This is a genomic window from Eubacterium sp. AM05-23, assembly GCF_003477535.1.
In the GTDB taxonomy this organism is placed as follows: Bacteria; Bacillota; Clostridia; order Eubacteriales; family Eubacteriaceae; genus Eubacterium; species Eubacterium maltosivorans.
Map to the genome: position 1 here is coordinate 318,476 of NZ_QUDF01000002.1, position 14,907 is coordinate 333,382.

The 14,907-nt window shown below is 47.3% G+C and carries 15 protein-coding genes and 1 pseudogene; 12 read left to right on the forward strand and 4 right to left on the reverse strand.

Features of this window, described 5'->3' with window-relative positions:
• Positions 1-248: 248 nt before the first annotated feature.
• Positions 249-1,934: an FAD-dependent oxidoreductase gene (locus DW091_RS03785; protein WP_118517427.1), complete on the forward strand. Its 1,686-nt coding sequence runs from the start codon at positions 249-251 to the stop codon at positions 1,932-1,934.
• 37 nt (positions 1,935-1,971) lie between these two features.
• The gene (locus DW091_RS03790) at positions 1,972-2,250 is read left to right on the forward strand and encodes a TfoX/Sxy family DNA transformation protein (protein WP_013381742.1); all 279 of its coding nucleotides are present in this window, start codon (positions 1,972-1,974) and stop codon (positions 2,248-2,250) included.
• A 40-nt stretch (positions 2,251-2,290) separates the two neighbouring features.
• Here DW091_RS03790 and DW091_RS03795 read toward each other — a convergent pair whose 3' ends face one another.
• Positions 2,291-3,676 (reverse strand): glycine--tRNA ligase, encoded by a 1,386-nt coding sequence (locus DW091_RS03795; protein ID WP_058695342.1) that lies wholly within the window; start codon positions 3,674-3,676, stop codon positions 2,291-2,293.
• Positions 3,677-3,863: 187 nt separating this feature from the next.
• On the opposite strand from DW091_RS03795, the gene DW091_RS03800 reads away from it, so the two are divergent.
• From DW091_RS03800 to DW091_RS03825, 6 genes are all read left to right on the forward strand, one after another.
• Positions 3,864-5,579, forward strand: a complete 1,716-nt coding sequence (locus DW091_RS03800; RefSeq protein WP_038352796.1) for a Na/Pi cotransporter family protein — start codon at positions 3,864-3,866, stop codon at positions 5,577-5,579.
• Positions 5,579-6,511 (forward strand): thioredoxin-disulfide reductase, encoded by a 933-nt coding sequence (gene trxB / locus DW091_RS03805; RefSeq protein ID WP_058695341.1) that lies wholly within the window; start codon positions 5,579-5,581, stop codon positions 6,509-6,511. Before DW091_RS03800 ends, trxB begins: the two co-directional genes overlap by 1 nt.
• Positions 6,508-7,554 (forward strand): BMP family ABC transporter substrate-binding protein, encoded by a 1,047-nt coding sequence (locus DW091_RS03810; protein ID WP_118517428.1) that lies wholly within the window; start codon positions 6,508-6,510, stop codon positions 7,552-7,554. The genes trxB and DW091_RS03810 overlap by 4 nt, the downstream gene beginning before the upstream one ends.
• Before the next feature lie 119 nt (positions 7,555-7,673).
• Positions 7,674-9,581, forward strand: coding sequence for a 5'-nucleotidase C-terminal domain-containing protein (locus DW091_RS03815; RefSeq protein WP_118517429.1), 1,908 nt, complete (start codon positions 7,674-7,676; stop codon positions 9,579-9,581).
• 188 nt (positions 9,582-9,769) lie between these two features.
• Positions 9,770-10,864 (forward strand): glycerol dehydrogenase, encoded by a 1,095-nt coding sequence (locus DW091_RS03820; RefSeq protein ID WP_118517430.1) that lies wholly within the window; start codon positions 9,770-9,772, stop codon positions 10,862-10,864.
• Positions 10,865-11,041: 177 nt separating this feature from the next.
• On the forward strand, positions 11,042-11,929 hold the full coding sequence (locus DW091_RS03825; RefSeq protein ID WP_118517431.1) for a fructose bisphosphate aldolase: 888 nt from the start codon (positions 11,042-11,044) through the stop codon (positions 11,927-11,929).
• A gap of 77 nt (positions 11,930-12,006) precedes the next feature.
• Here the strand turns inward: DW091_RS03825 and DW091_RS20270 are convergent, their stop codons facing one another.
• From DW091_RS20270 to DW091_RS20460, 3 genes are read right to left on the reverse strand one after another with little or no spacing between them, the layout of a single operon-like run.
• On the reverse strand, positions 12,007-12,153 hold the full coding sequence (locus DW091_RS20270) for a hypothetical protein (protein ID WP_167495274.1): 147 nt from the start codon (positions 12,151-12,153) through the stop codon (positions 12,007-12,009).
• Between the two features lie 12 nt (positions 12,154-12,165).
• A complete protein-coding gene (locus DW091_RS03830; RefSeq protein WP_224168732.1) occupies positions 12,166-12,924 on the reverse strand; it encodes a uroporphyrinogen decarboxylase family protein in 759 nt (252 codons plus the stop codon).
• Positions 12,836-13,321 carry a hypothetical protein gene (locus DW091_RS20460; RefSeq protein ID WP_224168733.1) on the reverse strand — a complete coding sequence of 162 codons (486 nt, stop codon included), beginning with the start codon at positions 13,319-13,321 and terminating at the stop codon, positions 12,836-12,838. The genes DW091_RS03830 and DW091_RS20460 overlap by 89 nt, the downstream gene beginning before the upstream one ends.
• Positions 13,322-13,464: 143 nt before the next feature.
• On the opposite strand from DW091_RS20460, the pseudogene DW091_RS20660 reads away from it, so the two are divergent.
• The 4 genes and pseudogenes from DW091_RS20660 to DW091_RS03840 form a co-directional block, all read left to right on the forward strand.
• A pseudogene (locus DW091_RS20660) lies at positions 13,465-13,569 on the forward strand (helix-turn-helix domain-containing protein); the annotation flags it as partial.
• 51 nt (positions 13,570-13,620) lie between these two features.
• Positions 13,621-13,896, forward strand: coding sequence for a hypothetical protein (locus tag DW091_RS20470; RefSeq protein ID WP_224168734.1), 276 nt, complete (start codon positions 13,621-13,623; stop codon positions 13,894-13,896).
• 66 nt (positions 13,897-13,962) lie between these two features.
• Positions 13,963-14,127, forward strand: a complete 165-nt coding sequence (locus DW091_RS20475) for a hypothetical protein (RefSeq protein WP_224168735.1) — start codon at positions 13,963-13,965, stop codon at positions 14,125-14,127.
• 253 nt (positions 14,128-14,380) lie between these two features.
• Positions 14,381-14,878, forward strand: coding sequence for a winged helix DNA-binding protein (locus DW091_RS03840; RefSeq protein WP_074616716.1), 498 nt, complete (start codon positions 14,381-14,383; stop codon positions 14,876-14,878).
• The last annotated feature ends 29 nt before the right edge of the window (positions 14,879-14,907 follow it).

Below are 14,907 nucleotides of genomic sequence, written 5' to 3' on the forward strand. Positions count from 1 at the left end.
GCCTCCTTATAATCATTGATATTTTTATATTAACATGAACACCAAAGGGTTTTCATTAACTTTTTTAAATTACTTTGGAAAAGCGACTGCTCACATTGACAGATGTTTCTTTTAAACGTATAATGGGCATATTATGAAAAAATAGCAACTTGTTTTTATTTGCAGTAAAGTTGGGTATAAAAGTGTCATAAGTTCAATAACCATGTCAAAATCTCGACATGGGAGCGCACTTCTGAGGAGGAAGTTAGATGAAGAAAATACTGATCGTCGGCGGTGTAACCGGTGGTGCGTCGGCTGCGGCAAGGCTGAGGCGTTTGAACGAGGAAGATGAGATCATTTTGTTTGAACGCAGTGAGCATACCGGCTGCGCCGGCTGTGGTCTTCCGTATTATATTGGAGGCGTCATAGAGGAACGCCGGAAGCTGCTTCAAACGGTTTCTGGACTGGCAAAGCGCTATCGCCTGAATATCCGCTGCGGCAGTGAGGTGCTGTCCATCAACCGCGACGACAAAAGCATTACGGTCAGAGAAAAAGAGACGGGCGAAACCTACGAAGAAAGCTATGACAAGCTGGTTCTCTCGCCAGGGTCCAGACCTTCTGTGCCGGATTTGCCGGGAATGGATGAAGCTGAAAATGCCTTTACACTAAAAGACGTTCAGGATGCTGATGTTCTTAAAAAAGCGCTTATGACCCTTACTCCAAAGCATGCTGTCGTGGTCGGTGGTGGTTTTGGCGGCCTTGCGATGGCTGAAAATCTGCAGAGGCTGGGGCTGACGGTTACCATTGTCGAAAAAAAGCGGCAGATTGTGGGAGCCTTTGATTTTGAAATGGCCCAGATTCTTCATCGTGAGCTCAATGTGCATAGCGTAGGCCTTGTCCTGGATGACGGTGTCAGCCGTTTTGAGAATAAAGGAAAAACGCTGGTTTTAGAGTCGGGACGTACGCTGGACTGTGATCTGTCTATCCTGACAATGGGCGTGAAGCCAGAAAGTGGGCTGGCACAAAGGGCAGGACTGCGGGTAAGCGAAGCGGGTTATGTTGTTACAACCCAGACCTACGCTGCGCTGGATGCGGATCTGCTGACCCCGGTGGACGGTATATATGCCATTGGAGACGTGGTTCAGGTACAAAATTTTGTTGACAAGCAGCCGGATGCGGCAGGGCTTGCGGGACCGGCCACAAGGCAGGGGCGTGTGCTCGCAGATCATCTGGCGGGTTTACCGACTGTTAACAACGGTCTCCAGAGAACTTCTATCCTCAAAATATTCGGTAAAACAGCTGCGACGACTGGAAATAATGTTGCCCGTCTTAAAAAAATGGGTATTTCCTATCAGGAGGTACACGCACACCGGCTGTGCCACGCAGACAATTATCCCGGAGCTTCGCTTATTGATCTGAAGCTTATCTATGATCCCAAAACCCTTAAAATTCTTGGTGCACAGGCAGTGGGGAAGGAAGGGGTAGACAAACGGATCGATGTAATCTCAACGGCTATGCGCCTGGGGGCTACTATAAGGAATCTTGCCTGTCTGGAGCTCTGTTACGCACCACCTTATTCTACGGTCAAGGACCCTGTTAATATTCTCGGTACCATTGCGGGGAATATTAGTGAAGGGGTTTATAAAACCATTCCCTGGGATGAGATAGAGGGTATTGTAGCAGATGGCGGATTTCTGCTTGATGTCATGCCACCGGAAGAATTTGATAAAGGTCATATCAGCGGTGCGGTTAATATTGAGTTAGATTGTCTTCGCGAGCGGCTGGATGAGCTGCCTCAGGAGAGAGGGCTGCCGCTTTATATCTGCAGCGGTACCGGCCAGAGGGCCTATACGGCGGTCCGCCTTTTGCGGGGATGCGGATATAATAACCTTTATCTTTTATCAGGCGGATACGCCACCTATTGCGATGGCACCTATCAGCCGAACGCACAATGAAATTTGAATAATCGATGATATAAATGGAGGAACAAAAATGAACGAACTGGATCAGATTAAAGAATTGCACGACATGTTAAACATAGGTCTTGGGTTTGAAAAGGACCTGAAAAAGGTTGGGATCAACACCCCGGACGAGCTGCGCAAGGTTGGCAGCAAAGAGGCCTTTCTCCGGCTTAAACGAGGCGGTGTCCAGAATCTGAATCTTAACAAGCTGGCCGCCCTCGAGGGTGCAATACGGAACGTTAAAAAATATGCTCTGGACGAATCGACCAGAGAGGATATGGAAGAGTTTTACATGACTTACGAGCTTTAAAAAAGAAGATACGGCGTCTTGCCGTATCTTCTTTTTTGTTCTAGAAGTCCATTTTCTTTTCAATATAGCCGACCACTTCATCAATGGGCAGGCGGACCTGTTCCATGGTATCACGGTCACGCAGGGTGACGGCATTGTCTTCCTGAGTATCGAAATCTACCGTTATACAAATTGGTGTGCCAATTTCATCCTGACGGCGGTAACGCTTGCCGATGCTGCCAGCTTCATCATAATCGACCATGAAGTGCTTAGCGAGCTGGGCGTATACTTCCGTTGCTTTTTCGCTGAGCTTTTTAGACAGAGGGAGAACAGCGGCTTTATAGGCAGAAAGCGCAGGGTGTATCTTCATTACATTTCGTTCTTCGCCGTTTTCAAGGGTTTCCTTTTCCATGGCATTACACAGGAATGCCAAAAACATACGGTCAGCCCCAAGAGATGGTTCAATGACATAGGGAAGGTATTTTTCGTTGGTTACCGGATCCTGGTACTGCATATCCTTGCCCGAAACATTCTGATGCTGTGTGAGGTCAAAGTCGGTACGGTCCGCGATGCCCCAGAGCTCACCCCAGCCAAAGGGAAACAGGAACTCAACATCGGTAGTGGCATTGGAGTAGTGGGACAGTTCCTCTTTTTCGTGATCTCTGAAACGGACATTTTCCTCTTTCATGCCAAGGGAGAACAGCCAGTTGCGGCAAAAGTCCTTCCAGTAGGTAAACCATTCGAGATCAGTACCGGGCTCGCAGAAAAATTCAAGCTCCATCTGTTCAAATTCACGTGTTCTGAAAATAAAGTTACCCGGCGTAATTTCGTTACGGAAGGATTTACCAATCTGTCCAATACCAAAAGGAATTTTTTTACGGGTCGTGCGCTGTACGTTTTTAAAATTGACGAAAATCCCCTGGGCGGTTTCAGGTCTCAGATAAATTTCGGATGAGCTGTCCTCTGTGACACCCTGGAAGGTTTTAAACATCAGATTAAACTGGCGGATATCGGTGAAGTCTTCAGCGCCGCATTCGGGGCACTTGATGTGGTTTTCGCGGATAAAATCCATCATTTTTTCATTGGACCAACCGTCAACAACCGCTTCCTCACCCCTTGCGTGAAAATAGTCTTCGATCAGCTTATCGGCGCGAAAACGTGTTTTACAGGATTTGCAGTCCATGAGCGGATCATTAAAGCCGCCGACATGGCCGGAAGCAACCCAGGTTTTCGGATTCATCAGAATCGCAGCGTCAAGACCGACATTATAAGGTGATTCCTGGACGAATTTCTTCCACCAGGCTCTTTTTACATTATTCTTCATTTCGACCCCGATCGGGCCGTAGTCCCAGCTGTTGGCGAGACCATCATAAATTTCAGATCCTGGAAAAACGATTCCTCTCATTTTTGCCAGGCTGACAATTTCATTCATCGTGAATGCAGACATAGTATCCTCCTACAAATTTCGTTTATCTTACTATTTTACCACAGTTTCTATCAAAAAACAGTGCCTAAAAATAATTTATAAAAAAGTAAATTTGTTGTTAAAAAACAGAGCGATTAGTGTTAAAATACCTATAAGTGTGTTTAAGAAAAAGTACAGAAAACGAGATTATGCTTATGTGGAGGAAAGTATGACATTATCGATGTTTATTGGTCTTTTTGGGGGCCTGGGGATGTTTATCTATGGGATGCATCTGATGAGTGAGGGCTTAAAGATTGTTGCCGGTAATAAGATGAAGCATCTTTTGGAGATTTTAACAAACAATCGCTTTAAAGCTGTGCTGTGTGGGATCATTGTCACCATTATGGTTCAGAGTTCCAGCACCACGACGGTTATGGTGGTTGGTTTTGTTAATGCATCACTGATGACGCTTACCCAGGCGGCTGGGATTATTCTGGGAGCCAATATTGGGACCACCGTAATGGCACAGCTCATTGCCTTCAACGTCACAGCGGTCGCACCCTTTTTTATCGGTGTGGGTACCTTTATGGCTCTTTTTGCCAAAAAGAAAAGCGCGCGGGATCTGGGGAGTATTCTGCTGGGCTTTGGGATTTTGTTCTTCGGCGTCAATCTGATGTCTTCAACCATGGAACCATTAAATGACAGCCCAGAGTTTATACATCTGCTAACGACCTATGGCAAAAACCCGATTTTCGGTCTGCTGCTGGGCACAATCATCACGGGCATTATGCAGAGCTCCGGCGCGACACTCGGTCTGCTTCAGGCTCTGGCTATTTCCGGCGTTTTCGCTGGTGTCGGCGGAACAGACGCGATCCAGATCTGTATTCCGATTATGATCGGTACAAACATCGGGACCTGTGTCACCGCGCTCTTATCCAGCATCGGAACATCCACCGCGGCCAGAAACGCAGCCTTCATCCACCTTTTTGTGAATATTTTCGGAGCGGTATGGGTAATGATAGTACTGGGTATTATTGATGCAGTTGCGGTTGTCAATCCGATTTATGAGTTGATTGTCAATATTTCAGGAACGACGATCACAGAGACGGGTCAGGTACTGCCCAATGTCGCGCGCCAGATCGCCATGTCACATACCTTCTTTAATGTGGCCAATACCATTGTGCTGCTGCCGATTATCGACCGGTTTGTAACGCTGCTGGAAAAAATGTTTCCCACAGCCGAAGAGGAAAAGGGGCTGCAGCTGGACGAACGTCTTCTCAATAACCCGTCGGTTGCCCTTGGCCAGGTTGGCAAGGAGGTCATCCGCCTGAGCGAAATGGCAAAGAAAAACTTTAAAACTGCCTGTGACGCAGTCATGACAGGTGATGAAAAACTGATTGAAAAGATTATTGAGCGTGAAGAACGCATTGACGAATTTGAGCATGGTATTATGGACTTTACGGTCAGGCTTTCAAACATGAATGTATCGGAACAGGAAAATGACCGTCTGGCCTTTTATCTGAAGGGCAGCCATGACCTGGAACGTATCGGTGATCATGCTGAAAATATCAGTGAGCTGGCTGAAATGAAAAATCGTGAAAAAATCGCCCTGAGTGATGTTGCGACAACAGATCTGGAAAATCTCATTGAGTTTACAAACAGAACATTGAACGATGTGAGCCAGATGATTGAGACAGAGGACAGAAGCCTCTGCGAACGTGTCTTAAACGAAGAAGACCAGATTGACGCGCTGACCGACAAGCTCAAAAATGAACATATCCGCCGCCTGAATAAAGGACAGTGTAACGCCTACGCGGGTGTTGTATATCTTGATCTGCTGGCGAACATTGAGCGTGTCGGCGACCATGCGTCCAATATTGCCAATGACATATTGGAGCTTAAGGAGCAGCGCGGCGTCAACAAAATTGAGGAGGTAATTTACTAATGCATTATGATATTATCATTATCGGGAGTGGCCCTGCTGGTCTGGCAGCGGGTTTATATGCCGCCAGAGGGCAGATGCGCACACTCATTCTTGAAAAGGGCGGCTTTGGCGGCCAGATCGCTACCAGCTGGGAGGTCGAAAATTATCCCGGAGCGCCAGCAGATACCACTGGCCCTTCTCTTACTGAGAGAATGAGGGAACAGTGTGTGGATTTTGGTGTTGAATTTCAAACGGAAGAGTTTAAATATTTTGAAAAAACCGGACAGACCTTTGAGGTAACCACAAGCAGTACGGTATATCAGACAAAGGCGATTATCGTTGCAACGGGCGCTCAGCCAAAACTGCTTGGCTGCCCGGGAGAGCTTGAGTTTCGTGGACTGGGCGTCTCCTACTGCGCTACCTGCGACGCCAATTTTTTCAGGAACCTTGAAATTGCGGTTGTCGGTGGCGGAGACACCGCCATTGAGGAAGCCATTTATCTGACCAAATTTGCGTCTAAAGTAACGGTTATCCACCGCAGAGACAAGCTGCGTGCCGCTAAGGTTCTTCAGGAGCGCGCCATGGAAAATGAAAAAATTCGCTTTGTATGGGACAGCGTGGTTGAGGAGATTAAAGGCGATGGGCTGGTTCAGAGCATTGTGGTTAAAAATGTTAAGGATGGCGCTCTGACAGAGATCCCGGTGCAGGGGGTATTTGTCTATGTTGGCCAGATCCCGCACACTCAGTACTTTATTGGCACTTTAGAAAAGGATGCACGCGACTACCTGATCACTGATGAAGATATGTGCACCAACATTCCAGGCGTCTTTGCGGCTGGCGATGTGCGCCGTAAATCTCTGCGGCAGGTGGTGACAGCGGCGGGAGACGGAGCGATTGCGGCTGTCAGCGCCATCAAATACATTGAGGATTACTCGGAAGTGGCAGAATCATGAAACGGCTGGCAGCGGTTATCCTCGTTCTGCTGACTGCCCTCAGCTTTGGTGGATGTCAGACAAAAGGCGGTGAAAAGGCTTATGAGGAACCCGTTATCATGTTCGCAGCCGGTGTCGGAGGTGTCGAGGATGGCTCTTTTAACAGCAGTATCATCAATGGCTTGCGAAAGGGCGCCCGTGAGCTGAAGTATGACCTGAAAATTCTTCAGAGTGAGACGGATGATCAATATGATGAGAATCTTAAGGCTGCGATTCAGGCAAAACCGGCGATGATCATTAGTGTGACAGGCCACAGTGATCAGCTGCTGGCAGCGGCGGCCCAAAATCCAGATATCCATTTTGCGTTGATTGACGGAACCACCCCAAAAAACGCGGGAGCTGATTTGCCGGCAAATTTTGTTTCGATGAATTTTGACAATGCCCAAGGTGCTTTTCTGATGGGCGTTCTGGCGGCATCGGCCAATAACACTTCTGGGGTTCAGGGGTTCATCGGTGGTATGGATATTCCTGTGGTAAAGAGCGCGGAGATTGGCTACCGCGCCGGCATTAAAGCCGTTTCTCCGGAAAATGTTGTGGTGATCAGCAATATCGGCAGCTTTAATGATGCCGAAAAGGCGGGGCAGGTGGCCGGAGAACAGCACAATCAGGGAGCCGGCGTTATTTTCGGCTTTGCGGGCGGCTCGAATATCGGTGTCATAGAGAACGCCGCGTCTGGCGGTTACTGGTTTATCGGCGTTGATCAGGACCAGGCTGTTGTCTATCCGCAGTTTGCGCCGACGATCCTGTGCTCAATGGTCAAAAATGTTGACAACGCAGCTTACGACGCTGTGAAAATGCAGATGGATGGCAGTTTTAAGGGCGGCATTTACGAGTATGGTGTGGGAAACGGGGGCATTACCCTTGGCAGCGCCGGCGGCAATATTACACCGGAGCTTCAGTCCATATATGATACATGGCAGAAAGCGATTTCTGACGGAAGCGTCATGGTACCTGAAACCCAGGCTGAGCTGGACGCTTTCAATGGCCATACCGAAGAAGAATAATACGGGAAGATGATGCGGCAGAACGCCGTATCATCTTTTTTAAATTTATTTTAATGGGAAAACATGATATAATACCTTGGTAGATTAAAATAAAGCACCCGGATGATGAGGAGATTATAATGTATAAAAAAATATTAGCCATTACTTTGGCGGCCCTACTGTTTCTGGCTGGCGTCAACCCCGCCTTTGCCCAGGATGGTAACGATAATCCGCCAGATGGAACCATTGCGCTGACCATTGTGCACACCAACGATACGCATGGACAATATAAAAACAGCGCCAGTACGGTTGGCTTTGAAAAGGTCAAGGCCATTGCCGATAAGGAAAATGCAGATTTGATACTGGATGCGGGGGATGCATTCCACGGACTGCCTTTTGCAACGATTGAACAGGGGAAAAGCACTGCGGAGCTGCTCCGTGCAGTTGGATATGATGCGGTATGTCCTGGGAATCATGATTTTAATTACGGCGCAGCAGCGTTGAAGGCGCTGGGAACGGAAGAACCAGCTGTTAAAACGGAGGATTCAGAGGGCAAGGCCGATAAGGCCCAAAAGAATTTTAAGCTGCTTAACGTCAATGTCGTTAATGCCTCTGATGGTCAGAATTATTTTCAGCCTTACATAACAAAAACCGTAACGCGTGGTGAGGAAGTCTCGGTAAAGGTTGGTGTTTTCGGACTGATCAGCCCGGATATTTACAGCTCAACCGCACCGGAAAATGTAAAGGATGTCCGATTTGACGATGCTGTGGAAGCGGCGAAAAAGACTGTCAGTAAGCTGAAAAACGATGAAAAATGTGATGTTATTATCGCACTTACCCATATTGGAATGACTGAAAAGGAAGGGATGCTGAGCAGCCGGGACATTGCGAAGGCAGTGCCGGAAATCAATGTCATCATTGACGGACATACGCATGCGCAGTATAGCGAAGTGGTGGGAAACACATTGATTGCCCAGACCGGCGCCTATTTCAGCAACGCTGGTATTGTGAAAATTTTTTACGAGCCTGATAGCAGGAAAATCGTCAACACAGTCGGCCACGTTATTTCGTCGGCGGATGCTGAGGCGTATGAATCAAACTGGGAAGTTTCAAAAACCATTGAAGACATTGAAGCGCGGCAGAAGCCTGTTTTAAATCAGGTTGTTGGGAAAACCGACGTACCTCTGGAGGGCAGCGCGATTAAAACCTATACTGAAGAAACAAACCTGGGGAGGGTGATTACCTCGGCTTATCTGGAGACGACGGGAGCTGATATTGCCTTTGAGAACTGCGGAGGGATTCGAGCGTCCATTGCAGCAGGGGATATTACCAAGGGCAGCGTTATTGGCGTTTCACCCTTTGGCAATTATCTGGTGACCAAAAAAATTACCGGGGCCGATCTGAAAAGCATTCTGGAAAAGTCTCTTGAAATGGGGGCGAATAACCTAAAGGCTTATCAGGAAGGAAAACACGAATGGCCTGCAAACGGCGGCGGTTCCTATCTGCAGATTGGCGGTATGAAGGTGGCCTATGACCCAGCCAGGTCTTTGGACAACCGGCTGGTATCCGTAGATATCGGCGGCGCTCCCCTTGATCTTGACAGTATCTATACCGTGGTGACCAACCAGTTTGTGGCTTCAAACGCCTCCAAATACCCTGAGCTGGCGGTCAAGCCTGAGCTTAACCAATACGGTGTTTCTGAGGAGGCGGTGATGCGCTATATCACAAACCATTCGGGCAAGGAGGAGTGGGCAGCCTTGATGAGTGAAAAAAATCTAAAAGCAGCGAGGGGCATCGAGGATACCGGAACACAGCCCGGAAATGAAGCGGTTGAGAATCAGAATCCCATGACGGACCCCTCTGAGGAGGAGCAAAAACAAACGTCAGGTACCCAGAATATAACCGGAACAGGTGAGAATGCCCCAACCGGAGTCTTTGACAACAAGGCTGGAGCGGCTATTTTTGCCGCGGCAGCCCTGGCTGTGCTGATACTGGGAGCGGCGGTGTTTAAACATGAGAGTGACTACCGTCAGCAGAAGGAAAAATAGAACAATGACCTTTTTTACAGGTTGTGCTTTTATTTACCTGTAAAAATTAGAGGATAAATAGTAAAAAAAGGTTATTGAGAGAAACAGCATGGAAGTATTAAGAAAAATCTTTTATAATATTAAGTAAAGAATGGCTGGTGTTAATAAGACAGCTCGTTCTCTAATTTTACAAACATGAGGAGGTAATTATGGCTCAGATTTTAATTTCACCAAGCAAATATGTTCAGGGGTCCGGTGAATTGTACCGTTTAGGAGAGTATGTTTCTGCATTGGGGAAAAAGGCACTCTGCCTGATTACAGACAGCGGCCTGAAACGAAATCAGGCTGTGCTCGACAAAAGCTTTGAGGGAAGCGGCGTATCCGTTGATTATGAAGCTTTTAACCGGGAATGTTGTAAGAAAGAAATCGACCGGATCGGCGCGGTCTGTAAGGAAAAAGGGATTGATGTTGTGATTGGTGTAGGGGGCGGAAAGACCTTTGATACCATCAAGGCCGTAGGCTATTATCACGACCTGCCGGTTGTGATTGTCCCGACCATTGCCTCCACCGATGCGCCGTGTAGCGCCCTGTCGGTTATTTACACCGAAGACGGCGTGTTTGAAAGCTATTTGTTCTTAAAACAAAACCCAAATCTTGTTCTGGTTGATACCGACATTATCGCGAAATCACCGTCGCGTCTGGTTGTTGCCGGAATGGGTGACGCACTGGCGACCTATTTTGAAGCGCGCGCCTGCGAAGCCAGCAACGCCTCTACCTGCGCGGCTGGCGCCACGACAATGGCGGCACAGAATCTGGCAGAGCTTTGTTATGACACGCTGATTGAAGAGGGCTTTATGGCCAAGCTGGCAGCCGATAATAACTGCTGTACCAAGTCGCTTGAAAAAATTATCGAAGCCAACACACTGCTCAGCGGTATCGGGTTTGAAAGCGGCGGCCTGGCAGGCGCCCACGCGATCCACAACGGCTTTACCGTATTGCCGGAATGCCACCATATGTATCATGGCGAAAAAGTAGCCTTTGGCACACTGGTTCAGCTTGTTCTGGAAGACGCGCCAGTAGAAGAAATCGAGGAAGTATTGGAATTCTGCCTGTCGGTAGGACTGCCGGTAACGCTTAAGGAACTTGGTGTTGAAGAAGTCACAGAAGAAAAGATCCGTGCAGTGGCTGAAGCTTCAACTGTCCCGGACGAATCCATTCACAATATGCCATTTGAAGTAACCGCTGATTCTGTTTACGCGGCGATTATGGTCGCGGACAGCCTCGGTAAGGAATACTTGGGATAAAAACAGGAATGGCAAAAAGCTCCAGTGTAATGCTGGAGCTTTTTTGACCCATAGGGATTAAAAACAACACTTGATATTTAATGAGAAAAGGTATACACTAAAGAGAGTGGGAGCGCATCGCTCCCGATCTTAAACTTAAACAGGACCGGCAAAACGATCCGATCAGGAGGTTATACAATGAAGAAAGAGCAACTGGAAAGAATGGCGAATGGCAAAGGCTTTATTGCAGCCCTGGACCAGAGCGGCGGTAGTACACCAAAGGCACTGAGATTGTACGGCATCGCTGAGGACAGCTATCAGGGCGATGATGAGATGTTTGATTTGGTTCACGCCATGCGGGCGCGGATCATCAAAAGCCCAGCCTTTACATCAGAATATATTCTGGGGGCGATTCTCTTTGAAAAGACCATGGACCGTACCATTGACGATGTTTACACAGCTGATTACCTCTGGGAGAAAAAGGGAATACTGCCGATTTTAAAGGTCGATAAGGGTTTGGCCGAGGAAAAGGACGGCGTTCAGCTCATGAAGCCGATCCCGGATCTGGACGGCTTGCTCAAGCGGGCGGCAGACCGCCATATCTTTGGTACAAAAATGCGCTCAGTCATTCAATCTGCCAATGCGGCTGGCATTAAACAGATTGTTGACCAGCAGTTTGAAGTGGGCCTGCAAATTGCGGCAGCCGGCTTTGTGCCAATACTGGAACCGGAAGTCAATATCAAAAGCGCTGATAAAGCAGAATGCGAAAAAATACTGAAAACGGAAATTTTAGACCGCCTGAATACCCTGGACGACAATGTCCGTCTGATGTTTAAGCTCAGCCTTCCATCTGAAAACGGATTCTACAGCGACATTATCGCCGATAAGCATGTGGTGCGCGTGGTCGCGCTGTCCGGCGGCTATACACGTGAGGAATCAAACGCCCTGCTGGCACAGAACCCGGGCCTTATCGCCAGCTTTTCCAGAGCGCTGTCCGAAGGGCTGAACGCGAGCCAGAGCGACGCGGAATTTAACGCCATGCTGGCAGAGTCGATCAAGAGCATCTATGATGCCTCAATTAAATAGCATTTAACGCAAAAGACCGTATCTGTAAGATTCAGATACGGTCTTTTTTATTTCAGATATTGTTTACTGCTCATCACTCAGGAGATCAGGTAGATCATAAACCCAAAGAGAAGTTCCTCGACCGATTGCAGGCTTTCGGCCGCAAAGGGAGCGGCTTCCTCGGGAATATCATATTTATTCATGGTTTCTTCAAAATCAGTGTAATATTCGGATTTTACAGTCATTGGTGCCTCCTGTTAATAGATTCCGTATTCATGTACGAAATTGAATACTGCTTTTAAGTTCGCTGGATTAATGTCATTGAGGCGGAGAATGGCTTTGTCAAAGCCAAAAATGTATCCGCCGTCCGGGGCGAAGAAGTCGATTAATTCTTTTGCCTTGTCGATACATGCCTGCTTAGTGCCCGATTTTAAGAGACCGATGGGGTAAAGGCCGCTGACGATATGCCGGCCGCCTACCTTTGCTTTTATTTCCTTAGGGTCGCCATATTCAAAAACCATCAAAGTGTTTTCAGGCAGCTCATTTAAATAGTCCAGGTAGCGGGACCAGTCTTCTTCCACAAAAAGATTGGCGCCGGCTCCCGCGGCGTTCAACCCTTCGACATAAGCTTTAAAGGTTGGCCAGTAGAATTTCAGAAAGTCCTTTTCGCGCATGTACGGCGCCATGTGGAGCGGGATAAAGGTTCGGTTATAGCGGCTTGAAGCAGGATTTACATCAGCCTTCAGGCAGACCGGCAGTAATGCCTCACAGGCGGTAACGACTTTGTCCGGACAGCGGCGGATATCCTTGCTGATGCCTGAGAAAGAGCGCAGCTGGTCGGAAAGCGTATCCAGCGGCTCGGCTGAAGCGGCTGAGGCCATGGTATAGGTGCTCCGTCCATATTTTTCGGCGATTTGCTGATAGCCCTCACCCAGTGCGGCCATACTGTTCACAAAGGAAGAAGGCTTTGGCCAGAACCTTCTGCCCTTCAAATCCAGGGCGGTTGAGTTCTTCATAAATTCTTGGAAGAATGGTTTGCCAGAGTGTTTTTACCGGATCGGCAATAAAGGCGTCGTAATCCTCAACCTCCATACCGCGGACCTCCGGATGCTGTAAAAATCCATCGGCGCCCATTTTAAAGTTTTTTACGCCTAGAATTTTATAAAGCTGTGAAAGACGGATAGTAATGCCGAGAACCGTGTCCCCGTCAAAATCGCGGGTGGTGACGTCAATGGCTTCCATGTTTTTTTCGATACTGTACTGTTCTTTTTTGAGACTATAGCCGGCATACTCAAGACAGAAAGCATTGTCAATATTTGTGAGAATTGAAACGCGCGAGGGCATTTTTCCATCAAAAACAGCCTCAAAAACTTTATTTACCGCATAAGTTTTTTCATTTAAAGATGTATTCATACTACCTCCCAGTAATAACTGATCGCGAATAGTTTTTCTTAAGGATTACTTGAAATATCTTTTTTTGTGGTTAAATAGTACAAAAGACAGCGATGGGAGAAAAAATGTGAAAGAGAAATTGGATAAAAAAGGCGAAGCAGATTATTTATGAAACAGCAAAGCGTTTATTCTTTGAAAAAGGGTATGAGGTCGGAAGCCGCCAGATCGCAAAGGAGGCAGGTGTCAGCCAGGCGCTCATTACCTATCATTTTGGCAGCAAGCTAAACATAGGTATTCAGGCCCTTAAGGAGGATTATCAGGTGCAGGCCTCATACCTGAAGTATTTTGTCGATCCGAAGGAGGAACCCCTGTTTTTTATTATCAATTTCCAAAATATGACCATGCGCATCCATGAGCACGACCCGCGAATGGCTTCTTTTATTACAGGTGTGATGAAGGAGGACTTACTGGAGGAATCCATTTACGAAGGCAATCAGGCTGAAATTTTTGAAGCTCTTGTCTGTGAGATGCGGGCCAATGGTTATAGCTTTGAAAAAAATTATAAGCTTGCTCTGGGGACAATTTTCGGCATATAGCGTTCGCTGCAGTGGAAAATTAATCAGGGCTTTGATCTGACCTACGCAGAATGCTTTGATTATGTTGTGCGCAGTTTTAATTTTGCTCTCAACCTGAATTTTACCGAGGCGGAGATTCAGGACATGATTGAGCGGTCAAATCGGATGGTCGATCAGCTTTTCGAGCGTTATCCGCAACTGTTAGATACCGACCAGTACCTTGTGGTACAAAATATGGGATCAGATTCCTGAATCTGGTCTTTTTTTATTTTAAGAAAGGCTACAGGTTTTTAAAGCTGCTTCAAAAGCCTGTTTTGAACAAAAAGATCATGAAAATCGTTTGCGGATTTTACTTTTCTCTTGAAGTCTTTCAAAAAAGGTCTATAATAATATTTAAGTTACTTAACTATTATGTTAGATAATAATTAAGATAGCAAAAGAAAAATGGAGACCGCGATTCCGTTGGCTGCGGAAGGTCTGGTTCCCAAAAGGGAAGGAGTTTATCATGGATCATGAGAAAAGCCTTGGGGAAACATTTCTGGCCAGTTTAAACAAGGTAAAAAAGAATCTGTTTCACACCATGAGCAAGCAGCGCATTGACGGCCTGCGCCAAAGTGAATTTTTTATGCTGATGCGTATTGCCAATCACTGTAAGGAGCAGGAAAATGAGCATTTGAAAAATGGAACAGCACCACTACCTGGGGTGCGTATCTCAACGCTGAGCAAGGCGACAAACAGCTCGATGCCCGGTGTTTCTCAGATGATTAACGTCCTCGAGAACGCTGGATACGTGGAGCGTATCACCACCAAGAAAGACCGCCGCGTTGTTTACGTCAATTTGACTGAGGCCGGAAGGGTCATGCTGAAAACAGCACCGAGGCCCATGCTCAACCTGCTGACTCGCACAACTGAGGAAATGGGAGAAGAAAAAACCAGGCAGTTTATCGCTCTGATGGATGAGTTTTCCGAGACCATCGAGCGGCTGAGCCGCGAAAGCAACTAAAACGGAGTAAGACATTAAAGAAAGGAAGC

Excerpts from the sequence above, each read along its gene's own strand:
- DW091_RS03785 (WP_118517427.1), top strand. The coding sequence starts at position 249 with ATGAAGAAAATACTGATCGTCGGCGGTGTAACCGGTGGTGCGTCGGCT.
- DW091_RS03790 (WP_013381742.1), top strand. The coding sequence starts at position 1,972 with ATGAACGAACTGGATCAGATTAAAGAATTGCACGACATGTTAAACATA.
- DW091_RS03795 (WP_058695342.1), bottom strand. The coding sequence starts at position 3,676 with ATGTCTGCATTCACGATGAATGAAATTGTCAGCCTGGCAAAAATGAGA.
- DW091_RS03800 (WP_038352796.1), top strand. The coding sequence starts at position 3,864 with ATGACATTATCGATGTTTATTGGTCTTTTTGGGGGCCTGGGGATGTTT.
- trxB (WP_058695341.1), top strand. The coding sequence starts at position 5,579 with ATGCATTATGATATTATCATTATCGGGAGTGGCCCTGCTGGTCTGGCA.
- DW091_RS03810 (WP_118517428.1), top strand. The coding sequence starts at position 6,508 with ATGAAACGGCTGGCAGCGGTTATCCTCGTTCTGCTGACTGCCCTCAGC.
- DW091_RS03815 (WP_118517429.1), top strand. The coding sequence starts at position 7,674 with ATGTATAAAAAAATATTAGCCATTACTTTGGCGGCCCTACTGTTTCTG.
- DW091_RS03820 (WP_118517430.1), top strand. The coding sequence starts at position 9,770 with ATGGCTCAGATTTTAATTTCACCAAGCAAATATGTTCAGGGGTCCGGT.
- DW091_RS03825 (WP_118517431.1), top strand. The coding sequence starts at position 11,042 with ATGAAGAAAGAGCAACTGGAAAGAATGGCGAATGGCAAAGGCTTTATT.
- DW091_RS20270 (WP_167495274.1), bottom strand. The coding sequence starts at position 12,153 with ATGACTGTAAAATCCGAATATTACACTGATTTTGAAGAAACCATGAAT.
- DW091_RS03830 (WP_224168732.1), bottom strand. The coding sequence starts at position 12,924 with ATGAAGAACTCAACCGCCCTGGATTTGAAGGGCAGAAGGTTCTGGCCA.
- DW091_RS20460 (WP_224168733.1), bottom strand. The coding sequence starts at position 13,321 with ATGAATACATCTTTAAATGAAAAAACTTATGCGGTAAATAAAGTTTTT.
- DW091_RS03840 (WP_074616716.1), top strand. The coding sequence starts at position 14,381 with ATGGATCATGAGAAAAGCCTTGGGGAAACATTTCTGGCCAGTTTAAAC.